Below are 25,453 nucleotides of genomic sequence, written 5' to 3'. Positions count from 1 at the left end.
CTCCTTAGCGCGGCGCGTATGCCTTGCTGGCGGAGTCGTAGGCGTAGGCCACGGCGTCGGCGGGGCCGAGCCGACGGGTCTTGTCCGGGCCGGCAATCGTGGTGCCGCTGAGCTTCACGTTCAGCAAGGGCAGGTCGCTGCTGCCGTTCGCGCTGAAACTCAGTTCACCGCTGCTGTTCGTGCAAGGCATGACTTCGCCGTCGGCACAGGCCAGGCTGTTGTCCTCGCCGGTGAGGACGCTGCCCACATAGGCCCAGACCTTGTCGTTGGTGTCGTCCTGCCGCTTGTCCGGCGGCGTGAACACGAACATGGCGTAGCCGCTGGTGGTGATGCCGTTGTCGAAGCTTGCGGTGGGCACCGCCAGCACCAGCTTGCCGGAGGCGGTGCGGTGTTCGAGCGGCTTGCGCTCGGTGTCGACTTCGGGAGCCCTTTCGTATGCGCCGAACTCGCCGATGGTGTGCTCCATGCCCCGGAATTTCCAGGGCCGATCGGACGACGGATTGGCCAGGATGAAGGTGGCTTCGGCCAGATTGGCCAGGGTGCCGGGGCCGACGTTGTCCTCGCCGGGGTTGCCGTAGCGTTCCGCGGTCTCCCAGACAAAGCCGGTGAAATACTGCGTTCCGCCCAGCTCGAAAGCATGGCCGAACCAATAGGTGGCGATGCTGCCGTTCGCCACTTCATAGGACGTGGCGCCCTTGCCGTCGATCTGGTGGATGAAGTACAGGACGGTGCCGCCATCCGGCGGCGCGACGGCGGCCTGGGCGGGGGCGTTCTGTTGCGGCGCAGCCGTCGCGATGGCGGGGGGCAGGGCAGCAAGCGTGGCGGCCAGCAAGCCGGCCGCCGCCCCGCGCGCCCACGAATTCCTGCCGTAATACGCCCGCGAAAAAGCCATGAACTCGTCTCTCTGTGTGTGGTGCCGCATTGGAACCAAATGGTGTCAAATCGCCGGCGGCATCGAACATAGTTGCCGGGTTCCGATGCTGTCAAGACGACTCTTCGCGGCAAAAGGCGAGAGTGTAGGTGCGGAGTGAACCTGAAAACTCTTAGGAAAAGTCCGAGAAGGGCGCCCATGGGCGGGCTTTGCGCGGAACGCGCTTGAGCCACGCACGGAGGAAATCGGAAACCCGGAGTTAACGTGTTGTTACCTTGGAAATACTCCGGGTTACTTCGACGGGGCGGCGCCCGCAGGCGCGCTCTGCCGTGATCAGCTAAGGTTCGTCGCGCGCGCGTCGTGCCGGGCCAGGCGGGTCAGCAGATGGTCGACCTCTGACTTCGCCTGCGGAGTCAGCACGCTGCCCGGCCGGCGTTGCGCCGCGCTGGTCAGGATGCCCCGGCGCATCATCACGTATTTGCGCACGGCCAGCCCCACGCCGGGCTGCTGCTCGTAGCGCAGCAGCGGCAGGTGCGCGTCGAACAGGTCATGCGCGGCTTCGGTCTTGCCTTCGCCCACCCATTTGACGAAGTCGCACAACATGTCGGGGAAGCAGTAGCCGGTGTTGGCGCCGTCGGCGCCGCGCGCCATTTCATAGTCCAGAAACAGGCCGTTGTTGCCGCACAGGATCGAGATATGGCGCATCGATCCTTCGGCTTCGAAGCGGCGCAGCGCCGAGATTTTCTCCAGCCCGGGCCAGTCCTCGTGCTTGAGCATCACGCAAGAGGGCAGGTCCGTCACGATGCGCCGGATGACGGACGGCGCCATCTGCACCGAGAACGTCAGCGGGTAATCCTGCAGCACAAAGGGCACGTCGGCGCCGATGGCCTCGACCGCCTGGTGGTAGTAATTGACGATCTGGTCGTCAGTGCGCAAGGTGTTGGGCGGCGCGATCATCACGCCGGCCGCGCCGCGGTCCATCACTTCTCGCGTCAGCGAACGCATGGATGCGAATCCGGGCGCCGACACACCCACCACGATGGGCATGCCGCCCGCCTTGCCGATGACCTGCGAAGCAATCTCCAGGGACTCCGAGAAGTCCAGCTTGGGTGCCTCGCCGAGCTGGCCCAGCACGGTCAGGCCGGTCGAGCCGCAAGCCTGGTAGAAATCCATCATCCGGTCGATCGACGCGTGGTCCACGGCGCCGTCGTCGAAGAACGGGGTGGGGGCAATGGGGAACACGCCTTTGGCGTCAGCAGTCAGTTTCATCATCCAAATCCTTGAAAAATGGTTGCGGCTCTTGCCGCGCAGCGCCTTGGCGCACTTAAATGCTGGCGATCAGGCCGCCATCCACCCGGATCGTCGATCCGGTAATGTAGCTGGCGCGCGCGCTGGCCAGGAAGGCGACGGCGTCGCCGTATTCCTTCGGATCGCCGTACCGGCCCACGGGGATGGCGTCCGTGCTTTCGCGGCTGACGTCATCCACGCTGCGGCCTTCGCGCTTTGCGCGGGCCTCGTCCAGGAAGGCGATGCGGGCGGTGGCGATGCGGCCGGGCAGCACGATGTTCGACGTGATGCCGTCCCTGCCCACCTCGCGCGCCAGCGTCTTGGACCAGCCCACCAGCGACATGCGCAGCGCGTTCGAGATGCCCAGGTTGGGGATCGGCGCGATCACGCCCGATGACGTGCTGGTGATGATTCGTCCCCACTGCCGTTCGCGCATGCCGGGCAGCACGCGGTCGGTCAGCTTAATGACGGACAGCACCATGCCTTCGAACTGCTCGCGCCACAGATCCGCCGGCTGGCCCGACGAGGGCGTGGGGGGAGGGCCGCCGGTGTTGTTGACCAGGATGTCGACGGGACCCACATTGGCCTCGATCCAGCCCACCTGGCCATCGAAGGCGTCCAGTGCCCGCAGATCCCATTGCAGCGCATGGGCGGCCAGGCCCTGGGCCTTGATCTTGTCCGCGGTGGCGGCCGCCGCGTCGCCGTTCAGGTCGGCCACGACCACCTTGACGCCTTCCTGCGCCAGCGACCACGCAATGGCACTGCCCAGTCCGCCGCCACCGCCCAGCACCAGGGCGGTCTTGTTCTTGATACCCAAATCCATACTTACCTCCGTAAAAGAAAATGCGCGGCCGGCGCGAACCCGCTTGCGTCCGGCCCTATGTTGCCTGCATCGCCGCCACGGCTTGCTGATCGATCGCAAGATGCAGCAGTTCGGCCAGGTGCATGACGTCGCGGCCCGCCGATTGGCGGATCTGTTCGCGGCAGCTAAAGCCGTTGGTGAGGACGATGGTGTCCGGCGTCGCCGCCCGCACGGCGGGCAGCAGGCTCTGTTCGCCCACCGCCAGCGACATCGCGGCGTGTTCGGGGTTGAAGCCGAACGAGCCGGCCATGCCGCAGCAGCCGCTGTCCAGATGGCGGGCGCGCACGCCCATCGCCGCCAGCAGGGCCACGTCGCCCTTGCTGCCGAACAGGGACTTCTGATGGCAGTGCGCATGCACCAGCACATCGCGGTCCAGCGTGGGCGGCTGGTAGCCCGCCTGATGCAGGAAGTCGCCCAGCAGGAATGTCATGCGGGACACCTGGCGCGCGCGCGGATCGTCCGGGAACAGCTTCAGCAATTCGTCCTTGAACACGGACATGCAGCCGGGTTCCAGTCCCACGATGGCGACCGGCTCGCGGTGGTCCGCGCCGGCTTCGCCTAACTGCGGACCGATCACGTCCAGGATTTTGCGCAGACGCTCGCGCGCCAGATCCAGATAACCGAAGTCGTACAGCGGCCGTCCACAGCACAGGGGCTTGTCGGGCAGGACGGCCTGGTAGCCCGCATGCTGGAGCACGCCGGCCGCGGCGGCGGCCACCTCGGGATGGAAGTGTTCGCAGAACGTGTCCACCCACAGGATGACCCGCTTGCCCGCGGGTAGCGCCGGCGGGTGCTGGCGGCGGTAAGGGCGGCGGGCGAACCGGGGCAGGTCGCGCTGCGCGGCGATGCCGCCGATCTTCTTGGCCAAGGGCGCCAGATAGCGGTTCTGCGTCATCAGATTGGCCAGCCACGGCAGCCTGGCGGCCCAGGGCGCCCAGTCGCCGATGCGCCCCATCGTCAGCGCCTGTCGGGGACGGCGCGCATGCTCGTAGTAATGCGACAGGAACTCGGCCTTGTAGGAAGCCATGTCGGTATGCGTCGGACAGTCGCTGCGGCAGCCCTTGCAGGCCAGACAGGTGTCCAGCGCTTCCTTCACCGGCTGGCTGCGCCAGCCGTCCCGGATGACCTCGCCTTGCAGCATCTCCCAGAAGAGCCGCGAGCGGCCGCGCGTGGAAAAGCGTTCGTCCTTGGTGGCGCGGTAGCTGGGGCACATGGTGCCGCCTTGTTCGCTGCGGCAACGGCCCATCCCCACGCAGTGTTCGATCGCGCGCTGGAAGCCGTCGCCCTCGGCGCTGCGGAAGTTCATCCGCGTGTGGATATTGACGGTCTTGTAGGCAGGCCCCATGCGCAGGTTCTCGTCGACGCGGTAGGCATCGACGAGCTTGCCCGGGTTCATCAGCCCCTTGGGATCCCAGATGCGCTTGAAGGCGCGCATCGCTTCCATCAATTCCTCGCCGAACATGATGGGCAGGAACTCGGCGCGGGCCTGGCCGTCGCCGTGTTCGCCCGTGAGCGAGCCGCCGCAATCCACGACCAATTGCGCCGCCTCGCGCAGAAAGGCGCGGAACGTCGCCACGCCTTCCACGGTGCGCACGTTGAAGGTCACGCGCGCATGCACGCATCCGTCGCCGAAGTGGCCGAATAGAGAGGTCCGGTAACCGTAGCGGTCCACCAGCGCCTGAAACCCGCGCAGGTAATCCCCCAGCCGAAGGGGGGCGACAGCGGCGTCCTCCCAGCCCACCTGCGGGTCGGGAATGCTGGGGTCGATCGACAACTGTGTGGCCGACGCGCCGTTCTCGCGGATCGACCACACCCGCTTCTGGATGGCCGGATCCGCAATCACCCAGCAGCTGGGCACCGGCCCGGCGGGGCGCTCGCGGAAATACGCCTCGGCGCGCCCGGCCTGCGCCAGCGCGTCGTCCAGCGTGTCGCCGCCGAACTCCACCATCACCCAGGCGTCGCCTTGGGGCAGCAGCGCGATCTCGTCGCGTGCCAGGTTGCGCGCCTCGAGGCCGCGAATGATGGCGCGGTCCAGCCCCTCGATGGCGATGGGGCTAAACCGCTGGTACTCGGGCACCGCGTCCGCCGCGACATAGATATCCGGAAAGCCCAGCACCAGCACCACGCGCACGGCAGGGCTCTTGACCAGGCGCACGCGCGCCTGCAGGGTCAGCGCGCAGGTGCCTTCCGAGCCCACCAGGGCGCGCGCCACATTGAAGCCGTTCTCGGGCAGAAGCTGATCCAGGTTGTAGCCGGACACGCGGCGCTTGATGTCCGGAAAGCGCTCGCGGATCAGCGCGGCGTAGCGGTCCCGCAGGTCCCGCAAGTCCCGATAGATCTGGCCGCGCCGCCCGCCGGCCGCGATGATGCGCCCCAGCTCGTCTTCGGGCGTGGGGCCGACCCAGAACCGTTCGCCGTCACAGGTCATGACCTCCAGCGCTTCGACGTTCTCAAGTGTCTTGCCCGCCATCACGGAATGCGGACCGCAGGAGTTGTTGGCGATCATCCCGCCCAGCGTGCAGCGGCTGTGCGTGGACGGGTCGGGCGCGAAGGTCAGGCCGAATGCTTCCGCCCGGTCCCGCAGCGCGTCGCAGATCACGCCCGGTTCGACCAGCGCGGTGCGCGCCAGCGGGTCCAGTTCCACGATGCGGTTGCAGTGCGCCGACAGGTCGAACACGACGGCCTGGTTCACCGTCTGCCCGCTCATCGACGTGCCCGCGCCGCGCAGCAGGATGGGCGCGCCATGCGCCTCGCAGATGCGCACGCCCGCCACGAACTCTTCCAGCGATGCCGGCACCACCGCGCCGATCGGCACCTGGCGGTAGTTGGACGCATCCGAGGCGTACACCGCGCGGTGCCCGTCATCGAACCTGACGGACGAGCCCAGTTCGCGCACCAATGCCTGGTGGAGCGACGTGTTCGCTTTGCTGCCTGTCATGCATGACTCCCTTGGGCGCTCTGGCCTTCGCGGCTATTTTCCATCGGCCGCGCGCGTTGGGAAAACGGAAAATATTCAGATAGTTCATTCATTTTATGAATGAATGTTCGGGCTGCAGGGTTGGGCATTCGCGGCCGAATCCCATATCAAGACGATCGTGGCACGTTATAGTGGCCCCATTCAATTCATGTTATTCCAGAATGAACCCCCGCCGCCTGACCCCATCCATGTCCCTGCTGCTGGCCTTCGAGGCCAGCGCGCGCCACCTGAGCTTCACGCGGGCCGCGACCGAACTGGCGCTGACCCAAAGCGCCGTCAGCCGGCAGGTGCAGGCGCTGGAGGAACTGCTGGAAGTGCCGCTGTTCCGCCGGGAAAAGCGCCGCATCCTGCTGACCGAAGCCGGCATGGGCTATCAGAAGGAACTGGCTGCGGCCCTGCACCGCATCCGCAGCGCGTCCCTGCAGGCGATCTCGCATCGCACCGGGCGCGGCGCCTTCCATCTGGCCGCGCTGCCCACGTTCACCGCGAAGTGGCTGATGCCCCGGCTGAACCGCTTCTATGCGCGGCATCCCGGCGTGCTGGTCCACCTGCACTCGCGGGTGACACGCTTCGATCTGGATCTGGCCGGCATCGACGCCGTGATCGCCGTGGGCGATGGCGACTGGCCGGGGCTGGTTCCGCACCGGTTGCTGGACGAGCAGGTCATCCCCGTGATCAGTCCGGAACTGGCGGCCCGGCACCCGGCCCGCACGCCCGCCGACCTGGCCCAGCACATGCTGCTGCAGGTGGCCGCGCGCCCGGCCGTCTGGCAACGCTGGTTCGAGGCGCATGGGCTGCCCGTGCGCACGATGCGATGGGGGGCACAATTCGAGCTGACCACGCACCTGATCCAGGCCGTGGCGTCCGGCATCGGCATCGGCCTGCTGCCGACCTTTCTGGTGGAAGACGAGCTGAGGCAGGGCGTGCTGGCGCCGGCGCTGGACGAAACATTCAGCACGGGCGCGGGCTATTTTTTCCTGGCGGCCCCGGACAAGCTGGCCATCCCGGCGGTGGCCGCGTTCCGGGACTGGCTGCTGGAGGAAAGCGCGGCGGGCAAGCCCCCGGCGCGGTCTTAGAAGCTCACGGCCAGCCCGACGGAAAAGCCCGAGACATTGTTGCCGAACACATAACGTCCCACCAGCCGGGTCCGGGTTATGAAAATGTCATGGGCGCTTGAGTCCAATTCCAGCCCAACGCCCACCGAGGTCAGCCTGTCGAAGCCCAGTATCCCGCGCTGGTCCCCCAGGAATTCGGAATGCGTCAGTTCAAGCACGTAGCGCAAGGGCCGCTCCAGCAATATCGCGCCGGTGGGCGCGCGGTAGCGGGTCCATAAATTGACGGATTGCGCGGTCGCCTGCCCGCGCACCGCGGCCGAGCTGTCGAAGCTCTGCAGCCGCATATCCGAATAGCGCAATTCGACATCGACTTCATAGCCTGGGCGATAGTGCTCGTAGTCCAGCATCACCGAACCGCCCAGGCCGTAGGCGTTGAGCGATCCCCTGTCCAGGAAGTCGATATCGCGTCCGGTTTGCTGCCCCACGTACCAACTGGCCGCGCGCAGATCGCTGGTGACGTTGCCCAGCGCGAAGTTGAAGATCGGACGCAGCTTCAACTCGTCGGTCAGCTTGAAATCCCAGCCTATGCCGCCCGTGGCCGAGATGCTGTTCCACTTGGTGGGAATGCGGCGCGATTCCAGGCCCTGGGTCGCGACGAAGGTAGGGTCGTAACGGCTCGCGGCGATCACCCCTTCCAGATAGATGGGAACCGAATCGGAAATCGTGTCTCCGCCGCCCAACTGCGTCATGAAGAAGTCGCTGGACCCGGAGGTCGATCCGCCGCCGCTGCCTATGTTCAGCGAGCTGGTGGTGATATCGGGAACAATCGAGAACGACATCAGCGCGAGCACGCCGTTCGCGCGCTTCTGCAGATCGTCCTTCGTGAGCCGCACGCCTTCCTGAGCCAGGCCCGGCGCGCTCAGTCCACACGCCACGATGCCGACCAGCCATCCTATCCCTGGCAGTCGTATTTTTTTGTGCAGCGGGATGGGGTGCGCCAAGTGAACGATGGGCGGGGGAATGGCGGCACGCCGGCGCGCGCGGCGTCCACGTAGAAATCCAGATCGCTGGCGCACAGCGAAGAAGACTGCCGTCACACCGGCAAGAACCGAGGAGCACTTCATAGGAACGCCGCACGTCCAGGCAGGGTTGATCAGGCAAGATAACGCTGCTGAACAGGTCTTCCAGATCTGCTTCGGGTGCAGCGGACAGGCACCGGAAGGTTACACGGAAATTCTGGCCCTGAACCCGTTGCGCGCGGGCGATGGCCGAAAAACAGCCCCGGCCGTCGCCTGCCCGCAACCGCTTCACTCCGGCTGTATCCCCGCTTCCTTGACCACCTTGCCCCACTTGCCCAGGTCCGACTGGATCAGCGCCGCGTACTCCTGCGGCGTGCCACCCTGGACTTCGATACCCGCCGCTTCCAGCTTGGCGCGCACGGCGGGGATCTTCAACGCGGCATTGATTTCGGTATTGAGCTTGTCGATGATCTCCTTGGGCGTGCCGGCGGGCGCCAGGAAGCCGCCATTGGTGTTGGCGTCGTAGCTCTTGAAGCCTTGTTCCTGCGCGGTCGGCACGTCCGGCAGCGCCTGGGCGCGCTTGGCGGTGGATATCGCCACGGCGCGGACGTTGCCTGCCTTGACCTGCTCCTGCATGGCGCTGAGGGTGTCGATGTAGAGCACCGTGCGGCCGGCCAGCAGATCGGGATGGGCGGCCGACGAACCCTTGTAGGGAATCAGCAGCATGGGCGCCCCGCTGACCATGCGGAACATCTCGGCCGCCATTTCCTGGGCGCTGCCGCGGCCCGAGGTGGCGACCTTGGCTTCGTCCGGATTGGCCTTCATCCAGTCCACGAGTTCGGGCAGCGTCTTGGCGGGCACCTTCGGGTAGACCGAGAACACCAGCGGGATTTCGTGGGTGTAGACGATGGGCTCGAAGCTCTTCTGCGGATCCCAGCCCAGGTTCTTGAACAGGTATTTGTTGATGTTGTGGCTGCCGCCCACGATGCCGATGGTGTAGCCGTCGGGCTTGGCGTTGGCGAGCAGGGCGGTGCCCAGGTTGTTGGACGCGCCGGGACGGTTGTCCACGATCACGGGTTGGCCCAGCGACGCCGAGAGCTTTTCGCCGACGACGCGGGCGATCATGTCGATGCCGCCGCCGGGCGGCGCCGGCACGATGATGCTGATGGGGCGGGCGGGGTAGGCCTGGGCGGCGGCCAGGCCGGGGGCGGCCAGGGCCGCCGTGACGGCCAGGGCGCTGGCCAGCGTGGTGATGTGCATGCTTGTCTCCTTAAGGGGTGGTCAACTTCTCGTCAACTCTGTGTGTGCGCGGCGCGCGCCGGTGGGCGCCCGCCGCGCGGTCCGGCCTCAGCCGCGCCCCGTGAAGGGCATGGCGCTGGCCATGATGGTCATGTTCAGGACGTTGGCGTCCAGGGGCAGGGCGGCCATGTGGCGCACGGCGTTGGCCACGTGGCTTGCGTCCATCATGGGTTCCGGCGCGGTGGTGCCGTTGGCCTGCAGGACGCCGCGCGTCATGCGTTCGGACAATTCCGTCAGCGCATTGCCGATGTCGATCTGGCTGGCCACGATGTTGAACGCGCGGCCATCCAGCGCCAGTGATTTGGTCAGCCCCGTCACCGCGTGCTTGCTGGCGGTATACGGCGCGGTGTAAGGGCGTGGCGTGTGTGCGGAGATGGACCCGTTGTTGATGATGCGTCCGCCCTGCGGCGACTGGCGGCGCATCAGCCCGAAGGCCGCGCGGGCGCACAGGAACACGCCGGTCACGTTGGTGTTGATCACGCTGAACCACTTTTCCAGCGGCAGTTCGTCCATCGGCACGGCCGGCGCGTTCACGCCGGCGTTGTTGAACAGCAGGTCCAGCCGGCCAAAGCGGTGCTCGATGGCGTCGAACAAGGCCTGCACGCTTTCGGGGCGGGTGACGTCGGTGGGAACCGCCAGGGCGGTCTGGCCGCGCGCGGCTGCCTCGGCCTCCAGCGTTTGCAGGGGATCGGCGCGGCGGCCGGCCAGCACGACGGTCCAACCGTCGTTCAGCAGGGCCAGCGCCGTGAGGCGGCCGACGCCGCTGCCGGCGCCGGTGACCAGCGCGATCTTTGAGGGGGGGCTTGCGTTCACGGGCAGACTCCTGAAGTCGGGGGTGTTTGAAGCAACGAAAGGGAATGGGAGCGCGCGGCCATCGGCGTCAGGCGGCGCGGCCACCGGTCACGGTCATGCTGAATTGCCCGATGCCCGCCACGCCCGCGCTCACGACGTCGCCGGGCAGCAGCGGGCCCACGCCGGCCGGTGTGCCGGTGTAGATCAGATCGCCGGGCATGAGCGTGACCGAGCGCGACAGCATCGCCACCAGTTCCGGCACGGGCCACAGCAGCGCGGACAGGTCCGCGCGCTGGCGTTCGACGCCGTTCACGGCCAGCCACAACGCGCCTTGCCGGGGATGGCCGCAAGCCGCGGCGGGGACGATGGGAGAACAGGGCGCCGAATGATCGAAGGCCTTGGCGGGTTCCCAGGGGCCGCCCGCCAGCTTGGCCTGTTGTTGAAGATCGCGCCGCGTCAGGTCCAGGCCGGCGGCGTAGCCCCAGATGGCCTGCGCTTCCACGTGCGCGGGCGTCAGGTCCCGGCCGCCGCGGCCGATCGCCACGACCAATTCGATCTCGTGGCAGAAATCTTCCGTGCCGGCGGGATAGGGCAGCGTGCCGCTGGCCGGCACGACGGCGCTGGCGGGCTTCATGAACCAGGCGGGCATGTCCCGGGGCGCCGGCTCGTCCGCGCGCCATCGGTAGTTGCGCCCAATGCAGAACACGCGGGCCACGGGGAACAAGGCCGAGCTGCCCGCGATCGGCAGGGTCGTGGGCGCTGGGGCGGGAAAGGCGAAGTCCGTCATGGCTCAGGTTGTCAGGCTCATCGCCGGACGGTCACCCGCCACGGCCTGGGCGATGCTGTCCAGCACCATCTGCCCCATGGCGGCGCGCGTTTCCCAGGTGGCGCTGGCGCGGTGGGCCTGCAGCGTCGAGCGGTCGGACTGCCTCAGCGCCTCGGGCACGCGGGGTTCGTCGACAAAGACGTCCAGCCCCGCGCCCGCGATGCGGCCCGCGGCCAAGGCAGCGGTCAGGTCGGGCTCGTTGACCAGGCGGCCTCGCGCCACGTTCACCAGAAAGCCGCGCGGACCCAGCGCGTCCAGGATCGCGGCATCGACGATGCCTTCGGCCTTGTCCGCCGCCGCGCACAGCACCAGCGCGTCGGATCCGCGCGCCAGATCCGCCAGCGCGGGCACGAATTCATGCGCCACGTCATCCATGGCGCGCAGGTCGGTATAGCGGATCGGGCATCCAAACGCCGCCGCGCGCGTAGCCACGGCGCGTCCCACGCGTCCCATGCCGACGATGCCCACGCGCATGCCGCTGAACCGGCGCGCCAGGGGAATCGCGCTGGGCGCGGGATACTGTTCCCACAGCCCGTCGCGCACGAAGCGGTCTCCGGCGCACAGGTTGCGGCAGGCCGCGATCAGCAGGCCGATCGCCAGGTCGGCCACGTCTTCGGTCAGGGCGCCCAGCGTGGCGGTGACGGGCAAGCCGCGCTCGCGGCAATACGTCAGGTCCACCGCATCCGTGCCGACGCCATTGATGGCCACGACCTTGAGCTTGGGCAATTGCTCCAGCATCGCGCGGGAAATGCCCGTATGCCCGCCGGTGACCACGGCATCCACTTCCGCGCCGTGCTGGCGCAGCCAGGCCTGCTGATCGGCGGTCTCGAAGAATTTATGCACCTGATACAGCGACGCGAGCTGGTCGTTGACCGCCGGCACCAGGATGGGGTTGAGTTGCAGGACCTGAGGCTTCATGTGGGTTCGGCTCGTAAGGGCGGACGTCGATGGCGTGGTCCGCGTTGAAGAACGAGTCCATGGTATTTAATGATTGATTTATAAGGCAATATTGATCTATAAAATCAATATATAAACTTGCTACAAATCATCATGGGTTCCTGGATATCGATGGCCGAAGCCTGCAGCCAGCTTGGTGTGCGGCCGCAAACCATCTACGCCTACGTCAGCCGCGGCAAGCTGGAAGTCATGCCCGACCCGGGCGACACGCGCCGCAGCCTGTACCGGGCCGAAGACGTCGCCGGTCTGGCCCGGCGCAAGCAGGCGGGCCGCAAGCACGAAACGCTGGCCACCAACACATTGTTTGGCGCGGAACCCAGCATTCCCACCGCCATTTCCACGTTTTCGCGGCAACGGCTGTACTACCGCGGCCGGGACGCCGTGGCGCTGGCGCGCACGGCCAGCCTGGAAGAGGTGGCCCAGTTGCTGTGGGATTCCGGTCAGGCGGCGGACTTTTCTTCGGCGACGCGCGCGGCATCCCCCGGGCGCGTGGCCGCCTTCACCGCGCTGGCCGCGCTGGCCGCCACCGGGCATTCCACGCATGGGCGCATGACCCGCGTCCTGCACGGCGAATGCCAGAGCCTGGTGGGGCAACTGGCCAATGCCTTTGGGGCGCAGCAGGGCAAGCAGCCGCTGCACCTGCGCTTTGCGCAAGGGTGGAAGCAATCGCCTCGGGCAGCGGAGCTGCTGCGCACGGCGATGGTGCTGCTGGTCGATCACGAACTGACCAGCTCGGCCTTCGCCGCGCGCATCGCCGCGTCGACGGGCGCGTCCCTGCCCGCATGCCTGCTGTCCGGCCTGACGACCTTGTCGGGCCCGCTGCATGGCGATGCCTCGGGGCGCGTGAAGGCCTTGTTCGACGACGTCGAGCGGCAGGGCGAGGATCAGGTGATCGCCCACTACCTGTCCACGGGCCTGCCGCTGGCCGGGTTCGGCCATCATCTTTATCCAGACGGCGATCCGCGCGCGGCCGCGCTCCTGGCGCTGTTCGAGCCGGCCGACGTGATTTCACGGTTCATCGACAAGGCCACGCGGCTGACGGGGCTGCATCCGAACATCGACGTGGCGCTGGCCGCGCTGGTGGCGCACTGCCGGCTGCCGGACGACGCGGCCTTCGGCATGTTCGCCACGGCGCGCAGCATCGGCTTGCTGGCCCATAGCCTGGAACAATTGAGCGTGGCGCAGGTGATACGGCCCAGAGGCCGGTATGTGGGGCTGCCGCCAGAGGCGGCGTAGGGTATTCGGTAGTGGTTATGCTGCGGGTGTCGGACAGGAGAATGCGATGACCCAGACGCAAAAGCAGAAGATGCTTGCAGGAGAGCTCTACACGGCCGCGGATCCGGAGATCCAGGCGGACCAGCTTGCGGCAGGCGCGTGGATGAAACGCTTCAACGCCACGCAAGACGAGCCGCCGGACCGCTGGCATGACTTGTTGAAGGAGCGGTTCGCGCACGTGGGCCAGGGCGCCATCATCCGCCCGCCGTTTCATTGCGACTACGGCTACAACATATCGCTGGGCGAGGGCGTCTTCATCAACTTCAACTGCGTCATCCTGGACGTGGTGCGGGTGACCATCGGAGACGGCACGCAGATCGGCCCGGCCGTCCAGATCTACACCGCCGACCATCCGCACGATCCCGCCCAACGCCGCGCGATGCTCGAATTCGGGCGCCCCGTGCACATCGGCAGTCAGGTATGGATCGGCGGCGGAGCGATCATCCTTCCCGGCGTGACCGTCGGGGACGACGCCATCATCGGCGCCGGCAGCGTGGTGACGCGGGACGTGCCCGCCGGGGCCAAGGTAATGGGCAATCCGGCGCGCGTGGCGCGCTAGGCGCGGGGTTCCTGCGCGCCCACGCTGTCCAGATAGTCCTCCACGGCGCTACCCACCGTGGGATGGAAGCGGGCGTCGCTGAAGACCTCGGTCAGCTCGAAGCGCTTGAGCTTGTCGCGGACCGGATCTTTCATTTCGGCGAAATGCAGCGCGACGCCTTCGTTGGCCAGGTTGTGGCTCAGTTCGCGCAGCATGTCCGCCGACGTGACGTCGACGCTGGTGACCGGTTCGGCCGCCACCACCACGCGCCGCACCGGCGTGGGCGAGGCCTGCACGGCCTCCATCAGCCGCTGCTGGAACAGTTCGGCGTTGGCGAAGAACAGCGGCGCGTCCCAGCGGAACAGCACCAGTCCGTCGATCAGCGCCGCGTGCGGGTAGCGTTTCAGGTCATGGTAGCCGCGCAGGTTGGGCACGCGGCCCAGGACCGCGAAGTGCGGCCGCCAGCCGTCCCACAGGAATTCGATGACGGCGATGACCACCGCCAGGCAGATGCCGGGTATCGCGCCGAACACGGCCACGCCGGCAAAGCACAGCATGGACAGCCAGAACTCCCATTGCTGGATGCGGTAGATGCGCCGCAGGTCCTTGAATTCGAACAGGCCGATGGCGGCGGCGATCACGACGGCTGCCAGCGCGCTGTTGGGCAGGTAGCGCAGCAGGCTGGGGGCCGCCAGCAGCAGGGCGGCCACGGCGAGCGCGCCCACGACCCCCGTGAGCTGCGTGCGCGAGCCGGCCGCCTCGGCCACCGGCGTGCGCGATGCGCTGCTGCTGATCGGAAAGCCCTGGAACAGGCCCGCCGCCAGGTTCGCGACGCCCAGCCCCACCATTTCCTGGTTCGGATCCACCCGGGTATGCGTGCGCGCGGCGTAGGTGCGCGACAGCACGCTGGTATCCGCGAACGCGATCATCGCCACGGCGCAGCCGCCCAGCACGATCTTGACCAGGTCCGCATCGCTGAGCCATGGCCACACGAAGGTCGGCAGCCCCTGCGGAATCTCTCCCAGCACTTTCACGCCCTGCGCATCCAGCCGGAACAGGCTGACCGCCAGCGTGGCCAGGATCACCGCGATCAGGATGCCGGGCACGCGCTCAAAGCGCTTCAGCAGCAGGATCACGGCCAGGCTCGCCGCACCCACCGCCAGGCTGTACCCATGCGTCTGGCCGTCGGCGATGGCACGCGCCAGTTGCTGCAGTTCACGCAGCGGGCCGGCGTCTTCGATCGGGATCGCGAACAGCTTCGGCAGTTGGCTCACCAGCACGGTCAGCGCGATGCCGTTCATGTAGCCATAGCGGATGGGCTTGGACAGCAGTTCGGTGATGAATCCGAGCCGCAGCAGGCCCAGCACGATGCAGAACAGCCCCGAGACGATGGCCATCAGGCTGGCCGCGGCCACCGCGCGCATGGGGTCGCCGCCAGAGACGCTGAGCACCACCGCCAGGATGGGCGCCGCGAGCGCGGAGTCGGGCCCCAGCACCAGGATGCGGCTGGGGCCGAACAGCGCGTAGGCCAGCATCGGGATGATGGTGGCGTACAGGCCGTAGACGCCCGGCACGCCAGACGCCTCGGCATAGGCGATGCCAACCGGGACCAGCATCGTCGTCAGCACCAGGCCGGCGGCCAGGTCCTTCGGCAGCCAGGCGGCCTGATAGGACTTCAGCAGCGCCAGTCCGGGCAGCCAGCGCAGCCAATGCCGGGCGGTCTTGTCGAGGGGGCGGGGCGAAGCGCGAGCCATGGGATCCCGGTATGGGGGTTGCGGGCGTGGCATTTTTTACGAAGGAAAGAATATCAGATAGGGACGGCCGAGCCGCCGGGCCATCGACCCCGCGGTGCGCGGGCAATCGAGTCGCGATAGGGGTCGGCCGCGCGAATTTTGCGAATTGTTGCTTGTTGCGAAGCAGCATCGCCTGCTATCTTCCAGCCGAAACGCGTTCGCCGCGCCTAGGACTTTTCACGATGCCTGCTCCCCAGCGCCTGCCTTCCGAACCCATCCCCGCCCCATCCGCCGATACGCTGGGTTGCGCCGCCAGCAAGCTGGCGCTGAGTCAGACGGTTCAGACGGGCGGGCTGACCTACTACCGCAAGAGCACCGACAACGAGCGCTTCGGCAACGTGTCCACGCCCGCCTCGGATCGCGGCTTTCTGGTGGGCGTTGCGATGCGGGGCGGGCACCGCCGCCGCATCCTGCATGGCAGCCACGCGTCCACCCACGACTTCGACACGGGCTCGATATACATCCGCGATTTCACCGATGACTACCGGGCCGACCTGCAGGGCGGCTTCGATTTCGTGCTGATCGAGTTGTCGCGCGCCTTCATCGAACGCGTGAACGACGAGAAGGGCGGCGCGCGCGTCAGCAGCCTGCTGCCCCGCAACGCGCAGCCGGATCCCGTGCTGGCGCATCTGTCGCAGGTGCTGGCGGGCGTGCTGGAGCAACCGGACCAGAGCAGCGGGCTGTTCGTGGAACACCTGGGCCTGGCCATCGGGACGCATCTGTTGGCGCAGTACGGGGCCGGCGCGACGAGCGGCTGGTCCGATTCGGGCGGCGCGCGAGTGCTGTCGCGCACACTGGAGGCCCGCGCCAAGGACATGCTGCTGGCGACGCTGCGCGAGGATGCCTCGATTGCGGACATCGCCGACGCCTGCAATCTGTCGCGCAGCTATTTCATCAAGGCCTTCCGCCAGACGGTCGGCACCACGCCGCATCGCTGGCTGCTGGAGCAGCGCGTGCAGAAGGCCAAGGAACTTCTGCGGGCGCCGGGCCGTTCCATTACCGACATCGCGCTGTTGTGCGGCTTCGCCGACCAGGCGCACATGACGCGGGTGTTCACCAGCCTGCTGGGCGTGCCGCCCGGCGTGTGGCGCCGGGAAAACGCAGCCTGAGCGGCCGGGCGTGGATCAGGAACGGTTCTGACGGCGCCAGGCCGCGGGCGGCGCGCCCACGGTGCTGGCGAAGACGCGGGTCAGGTGAGCCTGATCCGAAAAACCGCAATCGCGCGCGATGTCGGACACCGGCACATCGGAATTCAGCAACAGAAGCTTGGCCTTGTCCACGCGGCACTCCAGCAGCCAGCGGTGCGGGGTGGTGCCGACCGTCTGGCGGAAGGCCTTGATGAAGTAGCTGCGCGACAGGCCGCAGCCCTGCGCCACATCGGAAATCGACACGTCCGCCAGCAGGTCGGCGGCCAGCATTTCCTTGGCCAGCGTTTCCTGCCAGCCCGCCAGGCCGCCGCGCGCGGGCGGCAGGTCAGGCGCGTAATCCGCCGCGCCGCAGCCGTAGGCCTGCATCATGTGTATCTGCGCGGCCATCGCCAGGTGGTCCACGAACAGCGGGTCGGCGCGCACCGGGTCGGCCAGCGCGGGCAGCAGCGCGTTGCCCAGGCGGGCCAAGACGGGATCGGATTGTCCGGGCGGGCAGGACAGCGCCCGGATGGGCGCCATGCCCAGGTCGCCGGACAGCCGGTCCAGCGATTCGGGCGCCACCCGGAAATACAGGAAATCGAAGGGTGTGCTCAGTTCCGCGCGGTAGGGGTCGGCCGCGCGTCTGAGGGTGATCTCGTCGGGCGACAGCGGCATGGGGCGCGGCTGGTCAGCGCAATACAGCACGCGCTGGGCGCCGGTGAGCGACACGCTCAGCAGGAAGTCGCCGCCGTCTCCCGCCGAGCGCGCCATGCCGAATCCGGGCCGCGCGTAGCCCACGCGCGAGATCTCCAGCGCGGCTTTGCAGCCGGGGCTGGTCCGGATCGCCTGGATCGACGCGCCAGGATAGGCATCGTGCAGGCTGGAGGGAGCGGGAGGCAGGTGATGCATGGCACGGGGCAGGATATCGGAGGCGCTTACTTTCCCGCAAAGCGTAAACGATGAGGTGGCGCCATGCTAGGCACCCGGGCGTCCGAAGGATTGGACGACGGTGCGCTGGTTTGCACAAAAGCGCGCCGCGGCTTGGGGCAACCGGTCTGCAAGTGCAGGCCGGACAATGGTGCGATCATTACTCTTTCCTACAAATCAGGACGCAAGTGCTCAAGACTCGCCCGCTTGGCCGAGACTACCTTGTGCGATATCTTGCCGCTTTCCTAGGATGACCCGGGAGTGTCCACATGAACCGTCTTGCCGCCGCACCGTCCGGCAACCCGCCCGCCAGCCTGGCCGCCATGCATGCGCAGGCGTTCCCGATGCTGGCCCGCGCGATGATCGACCGGGCCGCGCCGCATGGCGCGGAGATCTCGGTCGCGGCGGGCAGCGTGCTGTTTACCTGCGGCGACCGCGAGGCCGCCTTCTACATCGTGCTGGAGGGCTCGGTCGAGGTACTGGAATGCGAGGCCGACGGCGCCATGCACAGTTTGCTCGTGCATCGTGACGGGGAGTTTACGGGCAGCCTGGATCTGTTCACCGACCGGCCCAACGCGGTCACGGTGCGCGCCAGCGCCGCCAGCCGTTTGCTGCGCGTCAGCCGGGCGGCGCTGGAGCAACTGATCCTGACAGACCGCGTGCTGGCCGACATCGTGCTGCGTGCCTTCATCCTGCGGCGGATCGGGTATCTGCGGCAACGGCCTTTTGGAGGCGCCATCCTGCGTTCGGCTTCCAGGGCCGGGCAGGAGGACCCCGTGCTGGACCTGGCCGTCATCGGAGGCGGTCCGGCGGGACTCGCGGCGTCGGCCTATGCCGCGTCCGAGGGCTTGCACACGCTGCTGGTGGGCGGTTCGCTGACCTGCGGCGATGCGGCGCCGGGCGTGGACGCCTTATCCGGCTTTCCCGGCACCATCACGGGCCTGTGCGACGGCGGGCTGCTGCGCCGCGCCGAGGATCAAAGCAGCCGGTTCGGCGCCCATGTGCTGCCGGTGCGTACCGTCAGCGGGTTCGACGGCGCCTGCTACCCCTACCGCGTATGGCTGGACGACGGCCGGATGATCGAGACGCGCAGCGTCATCGTGGCGACCGGCATGCAGGAAGGGGAAGCGGGGCAGGCGCCAAGCGCCAACACCGCGTGGCTGGACGGTTTCCTGGACACGGACGAGCTGGGCTACATCCACACCGGCCGCGCCGCCGCCGGCTCGATGCAAGCCCGGGCGTACGAAAGCTCGCAGCCGGGCGTGTTCGCCGTGGGCGCGGTACGCGCCGGTTCAGTCAAGCATGTGCTGGCCAGCATCGCCGAGGGCGCGGCCGCGGTGCGGGTGGTGCACCGCTTCCTGGACGCCTCGGCGCACTGAGCGCGCGGGCCGGGTTCAGGCGGACGGGCCGGGTTTGGCCGGGCGCATGTCCAGCGCCAGGAAATGATGCACCGCCGGCTTGTCCGGGCCGACGTGAAAGCGCTGCGCATCGCCCTGGAGGTCCGCGTCGGCATGCGACACGCGGTGGTGCTGGCGCAGATGTTCGGCCCACGACTCCACCAGAAACCACTCCTGCACGCGTTCGGGGTCGCCCGTGTGCTCCGCGATGCCCCAGGCGTAGGCGCCGTCGCGGCGGCGCTCTTCAGCGACCGCCTTCAGCGCCTTCAGGAAGGCAGGGCGGTCCTGGACACGGATGCGGTATTCGATCTGCACCATGACGGGTCCGCGGTCGTGCTCCACCGGCGCGTCCAGCAGCGGTTCGGGCCAGTGGTTGGACGGATCCAGGTCGGCCTCGCCTTGCGGCAGGCGCATCCGGTGCAGCACGATGCCGGCGGCGATCAGGCCGACAGCGCCCGCCAGCAAGGTGGCGGGCACGCCGATCCGTTGCGCCAGCAGGCCCCAGCCCAGGCTGCCCGCGGCCATCGCGCCGTTGAATACCATCAGGTAGATCGCCAGCCCGCGTCCGCGCACCCAGTTGGGCAGGATGGCCTGCGCCACGCCGTTGAAGGTGGTCAGGGCGACGATCCAGCCCATGCCCAGCAGCAACAGCAGCAGTACGGCGGCCCATTGCGGCGGGGCGAAGGACAGGGCCGCCATCACCGCGGCAGTGACGACGGCGGATGCCAGCACCAGACCGTCGGCGTTCAGGCGCTGGCGCAGCTTGGGCAGGACCACCGCGCCAAGAATGGCGCCCACGCCCACCGCGCCCAGCAGGATGCCGTAAAAGCCCGCCGTCCCGCCCAGCATCCGGCGCGCCACCAGCGGCAGCAGCGCCCAGACCGCGCTGGCAAAAATGAAGAACACCGCCGCGCGCAGCAGCACCACATGCAGCTCGCGGCTGGCCCTGGCATAGCGGACGCCGGCGCGGAAGGCGCCGAAAAACTGTTCGGACAGCCCGTCGTCCACCTTCTTGGGCCGCTTCCACCACAGCAGCGCGGCGATCACGAACACGTAGCTGAGCACGTCGGCGCCATAGGCGGCCGCGGCGCCAAAGGCCGCCAGCAACAGGCCGCCCACCGCCGGACCCAGCGCCCGGGCAATGTTGATGCCCAGGGAATTCAGGCCCACGGCCGTCTTCAATTCGGCCTTGGGTACCAGTTCAGGGACGATGGCCTGCCAGGTCGGGCCCATCAGCGCCGAGCCCACGCCGCCCAGGAAGGTCAGCGCGATCAGGTATTCCACGGTCAGCGTATTGGTCTTGGCCATCATCAGCAGCGTGAAGCTGACGCAGGCGAGCAGCACCTGGATGACGATCAGGAAGCGGCGCCGGTCCAGGATGTCGGACAGCACGCCCGCCGGAATCGCCAGCAGGAAGACGGGCAGCGTGGCGGCCGTCTGCATCATGGCGACCGCCGCGGGGTTGGACGACAGGTCGGTGACCAGCCAGGCGCTGGCCACGTCGCGCATGAAACTGCCGATGTTGCCCAGGATGGTGGCGCCCCACAGCACCGCGAACAGCGTGTGCTTGAGCGGGGCCATGCCGCCGACGGCGGCGGGCGGGGGGGTACTGCGGTCAGCTCCGGCCATGCGGACGCTCCGTAAGATCGTGCCAGGCGACCAGGACCCACGCCCCGGCCAGCCCGAAATGCTCATAAAACGCGTTCATGCTCATGAAACGCGCATCGGGGGGCGCTTCCCAGTAACGGTTGGCCATCAGCGCCGCCGCGGCGGTGAAGACGGCGAGCGCCAGCGCGCCCAGCCACCGCAGGCGGCCGGACAGGACCAGCGCGCTCGCCCCGAGTTCCAGCAGGATAACGGCGGCGGCCGCCAGCGCGGCGGGTTCCAGGCCGAAATGCGCCATCTCGGCCCGGGCCCCGCCGAAGTCCAGCAGCTTGACCAGCCCGCCCTGTATGTAGGCGCCGCAAAGCGCCAGCAGGGCAAGCCAGCGCACGGCCGGCGACGTGATCAGGCGGTGCGCCGTCATACCGCCCAGCACGCGCAACCCAGCGCGCCCCAGAACCCTTTCAGGTCGGACACGGGCAGCTTGCTGGCCCAGGCGCCGGCGTGCTGGTGGCCGTGGACATTGCAGTCGTTGGCGCACGCGCACGCCGCGGCGTTTTCGCGCAGCGTGGCCTGCAGCGGCTTGCCCTCGCTGTCGCCCCAGGCGCCGTAGCCGCCGAAAAGGCGGGTGGGCGACCAGTCCGGCATGGCGGGCGGCGGCGCGGCCTCGTCGTGCGGCGCGAATTCGCCCGCGCCCCAGACCACCTTGCCGCCAACGACGGTGAGCAGGCTGGAGGTGTCGGCGATGTCCGATTCGGGGCAGGCGAAGAAGTCGCGGTCCGGCACCACCAGGTCGGCAAGCTGGCCCACGGCGATGCGGCCCTTCTTGCCCTGTTCATTGGAGAACCAGGTGACGTTCTCGGTCCACATGCGCAGCGCCGCGTCGCGGTCCAGGCAGTTGCGCTGCGGCGTCAGCCGCATGCCGCCCACGGTCTTGCCGGTGATCAGCCAGGACAGCGACACCCAGGGGTTGTACGACGCCACGCGGGTGGCGTCCGTGCCGGCCGAGACGTTCACGCCTTTTTCCAGCATGCGCTTGACGGGCGGGGTGGCTTCGGCCGCGCCCGCGCCGTAGCGCTCGACGAAGTATTCGCCCTGGTAGGCCATGCGGTGCTGCACGGCCACGCCGCCGCCCAGGGCGGCGATGCGGTCGATGGAACGCTCCGAGATCGTCTCGGCGTGGTCGAAGAACCAGTTCAGGCCGGCCAGCGGCACGTCTTTGTTGACGCGCTCGAACACATCCAGCGAGCGCGAGATGGTTTCGTCGTAGGTGGCGTGCATGCGCCAGGGCCAGCGGTTCTGCGCCAGGATGCGCACGACTTCTTCCAGCTCGCCTTCCATTTCCGGTCCCATCTCGGGCCGCGGCTGACGGAAGTCTTCGAAGTCGGCGGCCGAGAACACCAGCATTTCGCCCGCGCCATTGTGGCGGAAGTAATCGGTGCCTTGCTTGTACTGGGACGTGGCGGTCCAGTTCAGGAAGTCTTCCTTTTCCTGCTTGGGCTTCTGCGTGAACAGGTTGTAGGCCAGGCGGATCGTGAGCTGGCCGGCGTCGGCCAGCTGCTGGATGACCTGGTAGTCCTCGGGGTAGTTCTGGAAGCCGCCGCCGGCATCGATGGCCCCGGTGACACCCAGGCGGTTCAGATCGCGCATGAAGTGGCGCGTGGAGTTCACCTGGTATTCGAATGGCAGCTTGGGGCCCTTGGCCAAGGTCGCATACAGGATGGACGCGTTGGGCTTGGCCAGCAGCAGGCCGGTCGGATTGCCCGCGGCGTCGCGCACGATCTCCCCGCCCGGAGGCGCGGGGGTGGTCTTGTCATAGCCCACGGCGCGCAGCGCGGCGGCGTTGAGCAGAGCGCGATCGTACAGGTGCAGGATGAAGACGGGCGTATCGGGCGCCACGGCGTTCAGTTCTTCGATGGTGGGCAGGCGCTTTTCCGCGAACTGGTGCTCGGTGAATCCGCCCACCACGCGCACCCATTGCGGGGCGGGGGTGATCGCGACCTGGCGGCGCAGCATGGCCATGGCGTCGGCCAGGCTGGTCACGCCGTCCCAGCGCAGTTCCATGTTGTAGTTCAGACCGCCGCGGATGATGTGCAGGTGATTGTCGATCAGGCCGGGCAATACGCCGCGCCCGTTGAGCGCGATCACTCGCGTGCCGGGGCCGGCCAGCGGCAACACGTCGGCCGCCGCGCCCACACGCGTGAAGCGGCCATCCTTGATGGCGACGGCGTCGGCCACGGGATTGGCCGGGTCCAGGGTGGTGAAGCGGCCCTGATGCAGGATCAGGTCGGGGGCGCCTGGGCGCGAGGTGTCCAGAGTGTCAGCCATTGCGCTTGTCTCCACATGCATCGGCGGGTTGTCGGGCGGGGTCGGCGGCGGGCTTGGGGCAGCTGGGCAGTTCGCCGAACATATGGGGCTTGACCTGCTCATGGATCCAGGACGTGCGCGTGGCGTCGTCCGCGAACAGGCGCTTGACCAGCGGGGGAAGCTGTTCCCCCGCCAGGATGCCGAGCAGGCCTACCAGGGCGATCACGGGAGGCGCCGGCGACCGCACATTGAAGAGCGCATAGATGATCCCGACCAGCAGGCCGAGCCCCAGCGAAACCAGGTAGACCTTCATCGGATTCCTCCGCTTAGCCTTCGTGGGCGTTGAACATGGACTTGGCGTAGACGATGCCCAGGCCGTAAGCGCCGCCGAACTTCTTGGCGATGCCGGTCGTCATGTCGTAGGTGTCCGTGCGGGCCCAATCGCGCTGCATTTCCAGCAGGTACTGCAAGGCGGTGATCGGCTGGCCGCCAGCTTGCACGATACGCTCGATGGCGCGGTTGTGGGCTTCGGTGGACACATCGCCGCAGGCGTCGGTGATCACATAGACCTCGAAACCCTGGTCCAGCGCCGACAGGGCCGGGCCCACGATGCAGACGCTGGTCCACAGGCCGGCCAGCACGATGCGCTTCTTGCCGATCTCGTTGACCTGCTTGATGACGGCGGCGTCTTCCCAGGTGTTCATGGACGTGCGGTCCAGCAGCGCCTGGCCGGGGAAGGGCGAGACGACTTCGTCGAACATCGGGCCCGAAAAGCTCTTTTCGGCCACGGTCGTCAGGATGGTGGACGCGCCAAAGCCGGCGGCGGCGTGGGCGACCAGCGCGGCGTTGTTGCGCAGCGTGACGGCGTCGATGGAATGCGTGGCGAACGCCATCTGCGACTGGAAGTCGATCATGATGAGCGTGTGGTCCTTGGGGGACAGCAGCTTGGCGCCGGGGGTGGGGGTCGCGGTGATGGGCATGGAGGATCCTTGGGGTGGGGGTGGGAAAAGCCCAGGCACTGTGCCAGCCGCCCGCGCCGGCGTATTGAACGATTGACCGCCCGTTTGAAGATTGTGATTGCGCTGTCATGCGGCCCGGGGCGGGAAGGCGCGGCGTCAGGGATAGACGGTATCGCCAAGGAAACGCCGCTCGGGTAGCCTGCCAGCTTCGGGATCCGTGGTGGAGAACTGGCATGGGCTTGGCCTTCAAGAACGACCTGCACGACGAATTCGGCACGCGGCCCTTCGCTTACGTGCCCTATGGGGGCGCGGATGTGGGGGAAATCCTTGCGGTCGGGCGCGCCGTGGGCGATGGCGGCGACGCGGCCTTCCACGACGCCTGGATCGCGGCGGGCGACCGGCTGGCCGCGCAGGCCGAAGAGGCCGTGCGACGCGGTGGCGCGGCAAGCGCCAGGGAGCTCTTTCTTCGCGCAAGCGCGTTCTATGCCACGTCCTACCGCCCGCTCTATGGCGCGCCGGTGGATCCGCGCCTTGCCGCCGCCTTCCGCAAGCAGGTGTCCGCGCTCGACCGGGGGCTGGCGCTGTCGAAGCATCCCGTGGCCCCGCTGCGCATTCCGTTCGGCAATACCTCCATGCCCGCGTACCTGATTCCCGCCGAGGGGCGCGAGTCCGAGGTCCGGCCGCTGATCATCCTGACGAACGGATACGACGGCACCATCACCGACATGTATTTCGCCTCTGCCGTGGCCGCGGCCCGCAGGGGCTATCACTGCCTGCTGTTCGACGGGCCGGGCCAGGGCGAAATGCTCTATGAGCAAGGCGTGCCCCTGCGCCCCGATTGGGAGACGGTCGTGCGGGCGGTCGTGGATGCGGCGGTCGAGCTTCCCCAGGTCGACGCGCGGCGTATCGTGCTTAGCGGCTGGAGCCTGGGCGGCCATCTGGCGCCCCGGGCGGCGTCCGGCGAGCATCGCCTTGCGGCCTGCATCGCCGACCCCGGGCAGTGGAGCCTTGCGGGGCTGTTCCGTCCCCTGGCGGTCAAGTTCGGCGCGTCCGAGCAAGGCGCCGCCAACATGGGGGAACTCGAACAGCCGGTGCTGGACCGGATGGAGCAGTTCATGCTGTCCACGCCTTCCTTCAAATGGAAAATCATGCAGCGCGGCTTCTGGGTCCACGGCGTCGACACGCTGCGCGATTACCTGATTTCGATCGAACAGTTCACGATGGACGGCCGGGTGGAGCAAATCGCTTGCCCCACGCTGATGACGATTGCCGAAAACGATCCGTTGGCGGCGGGGACGCAGGCATTCTTCGACCAGCTTCGATGTCCCAAGGCGCTGACGCGCTTTTCCGCCGCCGAGGGGGCGGGCGACCACTGCGAGGGAGCCAACCGCTCCCTGCTGAACCGCCGGGTGCTGGACTGGATCGACGGCCTGTGGTGACGGCCTTGGCGCAGGGGGGGCGGGCGATAGTGTAGTGGTCTAATTTTGGTAGACACCCAGTTAGGTTGAACCTAGGAGGTGGGTCATGACCAAGATTAGAAGACGCGTGTTTACAGCCGAGTTCAAGCTGGAAGCTGTTCGGAT

22 protein-coding genes are annotated in these 25,453 nt (G+C 67.8%); 6 read left to right on the top strand and 16 right to left on the bottom strand.

Annotated elements, in window-relative coordinates; genetic code table 11:
* Positions 1–4: 4 nt before the first annotated feature.
* The 4 genes from ASE30_RS27485 to ASE30_RS27470 all read right to left on the bottom strand — a co-directional run bounded on the left by ASE30_RS27485 (position 5) and on the right by ASE30_RS27470 (position 5,958).
* Positions 5–892, bottom strand: a complete 888-nt coding sequence (locus ASE30_RS27485; RefSeq protein WP_200964490.1) for a hypothetical protein — start codon at positions 890–892, stop codon at positions 5–7.
* Positions 893–1,204: 312 nt separating this feature from the next.
* Entirely contained in the window at positions 1,205–2,140 is a 936-nt protein-coding gene (locus tag ASE30_RS27480) for a dihydrodipicolinate synthase family protein (RefSeq protein WP_057287452.1), read from the bottom strand.
* Between the two features lie 55 nt (positions 2,141–2,195).
* Positions 2,196–2,981: an SDR family oxidoreductase gene (locus ASE30_RS27475; protein ID WP_057287451.1), complete on the bottom strand. Its 786-nt coding sequence runs from the start codon at positions 2,979–2,981 to the stop codon at positions 2,196–2,198.
* 55 nt (positions 2,982–3,036) lie between these two features.
* The gene (locus ASE30_RS27470; protein ID WP_057287450.1) at positions 3,037–5,958 is read right to left on the bottom strand and encodes an FAD-binding and (Fe-S)-binding domain-containing protein; all 2,922 of its coding nucleotides are present in this window, start codon (positions 5,956–5,958) and stop codon (positions 3,037–3,039) included.
* A 200-nt stretch (positions 5,959–6,158) separates the two neighbouring features.
* Here ASE30_RS27470 and ASE30_RS27465 point away from each other — a divergent pair, with 200 nt between their 5' ends.
* Positions 6,159–7,073, top strand: coding sequence for a LysR substrate-binding domain-containing protein (locus tag ASE30_RS27465; RefSeq protein WP_057287449.1), 915 nt, complete (start codon positions 6,159–6,161; stop codon positions 7,071–7,073).
* Here ASE30_RS27465 and ASE30_RS27460 read toward each other — a convergent pair.
* The 5 genes from ASE30_RS27460 to ASE30_RS27440 form a co-directional block, all read right to left on the bottom strand.
* Entirely contained in the window at positions 7,070–7,990 is a 921-nt protein-coding gene (locus ASE30_RS27460; RefSeq protein WP_235515371.1) for a hypothetical protein, read from the bottom strand. The two genes, ASE30_RS27465 and ASE30_RS27460, sit on opposite strands and share 4 nt — an antisense overlap.
* 369 nt (positions 7,991–8,359) lie before the next feature.
* Positions 8,360–9,331 (bottom strand): tripartite tricarboxylate transporter substrate binding protein, encoded by a 972-nt coding sequence (locus tag ASE30_RS27455; RefSeq protein ID WP_057287448.1) that lies wholly within the window; start codon positions 9,329–9,331, stop codon positions 8,360–8,362.
* A gap of 87 nt (positions 9,332–9,418) precedes the next feature.
* Positions 9,419–10,183 (bottom strand): SDR family oxidoreductase, encoded by a 765-nt coding sequence (locus ASE30_RS27450; RefSeq protein WP_057287447.1) that lies wholly within the window; start codon positions 10,181–10,183, stop codon positions 9,419–9,421.
* 67 nt (positions 10,184–10,250) lie between these two features.
* Positions 10,251–10,949: a fumarylacetoacetate hydrolase family protein gene (locus ASE30_RS27445; protein ID WP_057287446.1), complete on the bottom strand. Its 699-nt coding sequence runs from the start codon at positions 10,947–10,949 to the stop codon at positions 10,251–10,253.
* Between the two features lie 3 nt (positions 10,950–10,952).
* Entirely contained in the window at positions 10,953–11,906 is a 954-nt protein-coding gene (locus tag ASE30_RS27440) for a 2-hydroxyacid dehydrogenase (RefSeq protein ID WP_057287445.1), read from the bottom strand.
* A gap of 132 nt (positions 11,907–12,038) precedes the next feature.
* Here ASE30_RS27440 and ASE30_RS27435 point away from each other — a divergent pair, with 132 nt between their 5' ends.
* Complete coding sequence (locus ASE30_RS27435; protein ID WP_057287586.1) at positions 12,039–13,181, top strand: citrate/2-methylcitrate synthase; 1,143 nt, start codon at positions 12,039–12,041, stop codon at positions 13,179–13,181.
* 46 nt (positions 13,182–13,227) lie between these two features.
* Positions 13,228–13,779, top strand: coding sequence for a sugar O-acetyltransferase (locus tag ASE30_RS27430; RefSeq protein WP_057287444.1), 552 nt, complete (start codon positions 13,228–13,230; stop codon positions 13,777–13,779).
* On the opposite strand, the gene ASE30_RS27425 is transcribed toward ASE30_RS27430, so the two are convergent.
* Positions 13,776–15,512 (bottom strand): SulP family inorganic anion transporter, encoded by a 1,737-nt coding sequence (locus ASE30_RS27425; RefSeq protein WP_057287443.1) that lies wholly within the window; start codon positions 15,510–15,512, stop codon positions 13,776–13,778. The genes ASE30_RS27430 and ASE30_RS27425 overlap by 4 nt on opposite strands.
* Positions 15,513–15,733: 221 nt before the next feature.
* Here ASE30_RS27425 and ASE30_RS27420 point away from each other — a divergent pair, with 221 nt between their 5' ends.
* Positions 15,734–16,660 carry an AraC family transcriptional regulator gene (locus ASE30_RS27420; protein ID WP_057287442.1) on the top strand — a complete coding sequence of 309 codons (927 nt, stop codon included), beginning with the start codon at positions 15,734–15,736 and terminating at the stop codon, positions 16,658–16,660.
* Positions 16,661–16,675: 15 nt separating this feature from the next.
* Here ASE30_RS27420 and ASE30_RS27415 read toward each other — a convergent pair whose 3' ends face one another.
* On the bottom strand, positions 16,676–17,587 hold the full coding sequence (locus ASE30_RS27415) for an AraC family transcriptional regulator (RefSeq protein ID WP_057287441.1): 912 nt from the start codon (positions 17,585–17,587) through the stop codon (positions 16,676–16,678).
* Positions 17,588–17,874: 287 nt separating this feature from the next.
* Here ASE30_RS27415 and ASE30_RS27410 point away from each other — a divergent pair, with 287 nt between their 5' ends.
* Positions 17,875–18,984 (top strand): cyclic nucleotide-binding domain-containing protein, encoded by a 1,110-nt coding sequence (locus tag ASE30_RS27410; protein ID WP_057287440.1) that lies wholly within the window; start codon positions 17,875–17,877, stop codon positions 18,982–18,984.
* Positions 18,985–18,999: 15 nt separating this feature from the next.
* Here ASE30_RS27410 and ASE30_RS27405 read toward each other — a convergent pair whose 3' ends face one another.
* From ASE30_RS27405 to ASE30_RS27385, 5 genes are read right to left on the bottom strand one after another with little or no spacing between them, the layout of a single operon-like run.
* Positions 19,000–20,631 carry an MFS transporter gene (locus ASE30_RS27405; RefSeq protein ID WP_057287439.1) on the bottom strand — a complete coding sequence of 544 codons (1,632 nt, stop codon included), beginning with the start codon at positions 20,629–20,631 and terminating at the stop codon, positions 19,000–19,002.
* Positions 20,618–21,028, bottom strand: coding sequence for a DoxX family membrane protein (locus ASE30_RS27400; RefSeq protein ID WP_057287585.1), 411 nt, complete (start codon positions 21,026–21,028; stop codon positions 20,618–20,620). Before ASE30_RS27400 ends, ASE30_RS27405 begins: the two co-directional genes overlap by 14 nt.
* Positions 21,025–22,932, bottom strand: a complete 1,908-nt coding sequence (locus ASE30_RS27395; protein ID WP_057287438.1) for an amidohydrolase — start codon at positions 22,930–22,932, stop codon at positions 21,025–21,027. The genes ASE30_RS27400 and ASE30_RS27395 overlap by 4 nt, the downstream gene beginning before the upstream one ends.
* Complete coding sequence (locus tag ASE30_RS27390) at positions 22,925–23,224, bottom strand: XapX domain-containing protein (RefSeq protein WP_057287437.1); 300 nt, start codon at positions 23,222–23,224, stop codon at positions 22,925–22,927. The genes ASE30_RS27395 and ASE30_RS27390 overlap by 8 nt, the downstream gene beginning before the upstream one ends.
* A gap of 13 nt (positions 23,225–23,237) precedes the next feature.
* Complete coding sequence (locus ASE30_RS27385) at positions 23,238–23,891, bottom strand: hydrolase (RefSeq protein WP_057287436.1); 654 nt, start codon at positions 23,889–23,891, stop codon at positions 23,238–23,240.
* Between the two features lie 212 nt (positions 23,892–24,103).
* Here ASE30_RS27385 and ASE30_RS27380 point away from each other — a divergent pair, with 212 nt between their 5' ends.
* Positions 24,104–25,309, top strand: coding sequence for a S9 family peptidase (locus tag ASE30_RS27380; protein ID WP_057287435.1), 1,206 nt, complete (start codon positions 24,104–24,106; stop codon positions 25,307–25,309).
* The last annotated feature ends 144 nt before the right edge of the window (positions 25,310–25,453 follow it).

Origin of the sequence: Achromobacter sp. Root83 (assembly GCF_001428845.1) — a bacterium.
In the GTDB taxonomy this organism is placed as follows: Bacteria; Pseudomonadota; Gammaproteobacteria; order Burkholderiales; family Burkholderiaceae_B; genus Achromobacter.
Note: the sequence above shows the minus strand (reverse complement) of the source record. Positions and strands in the feature narration are given on the sequence as shown.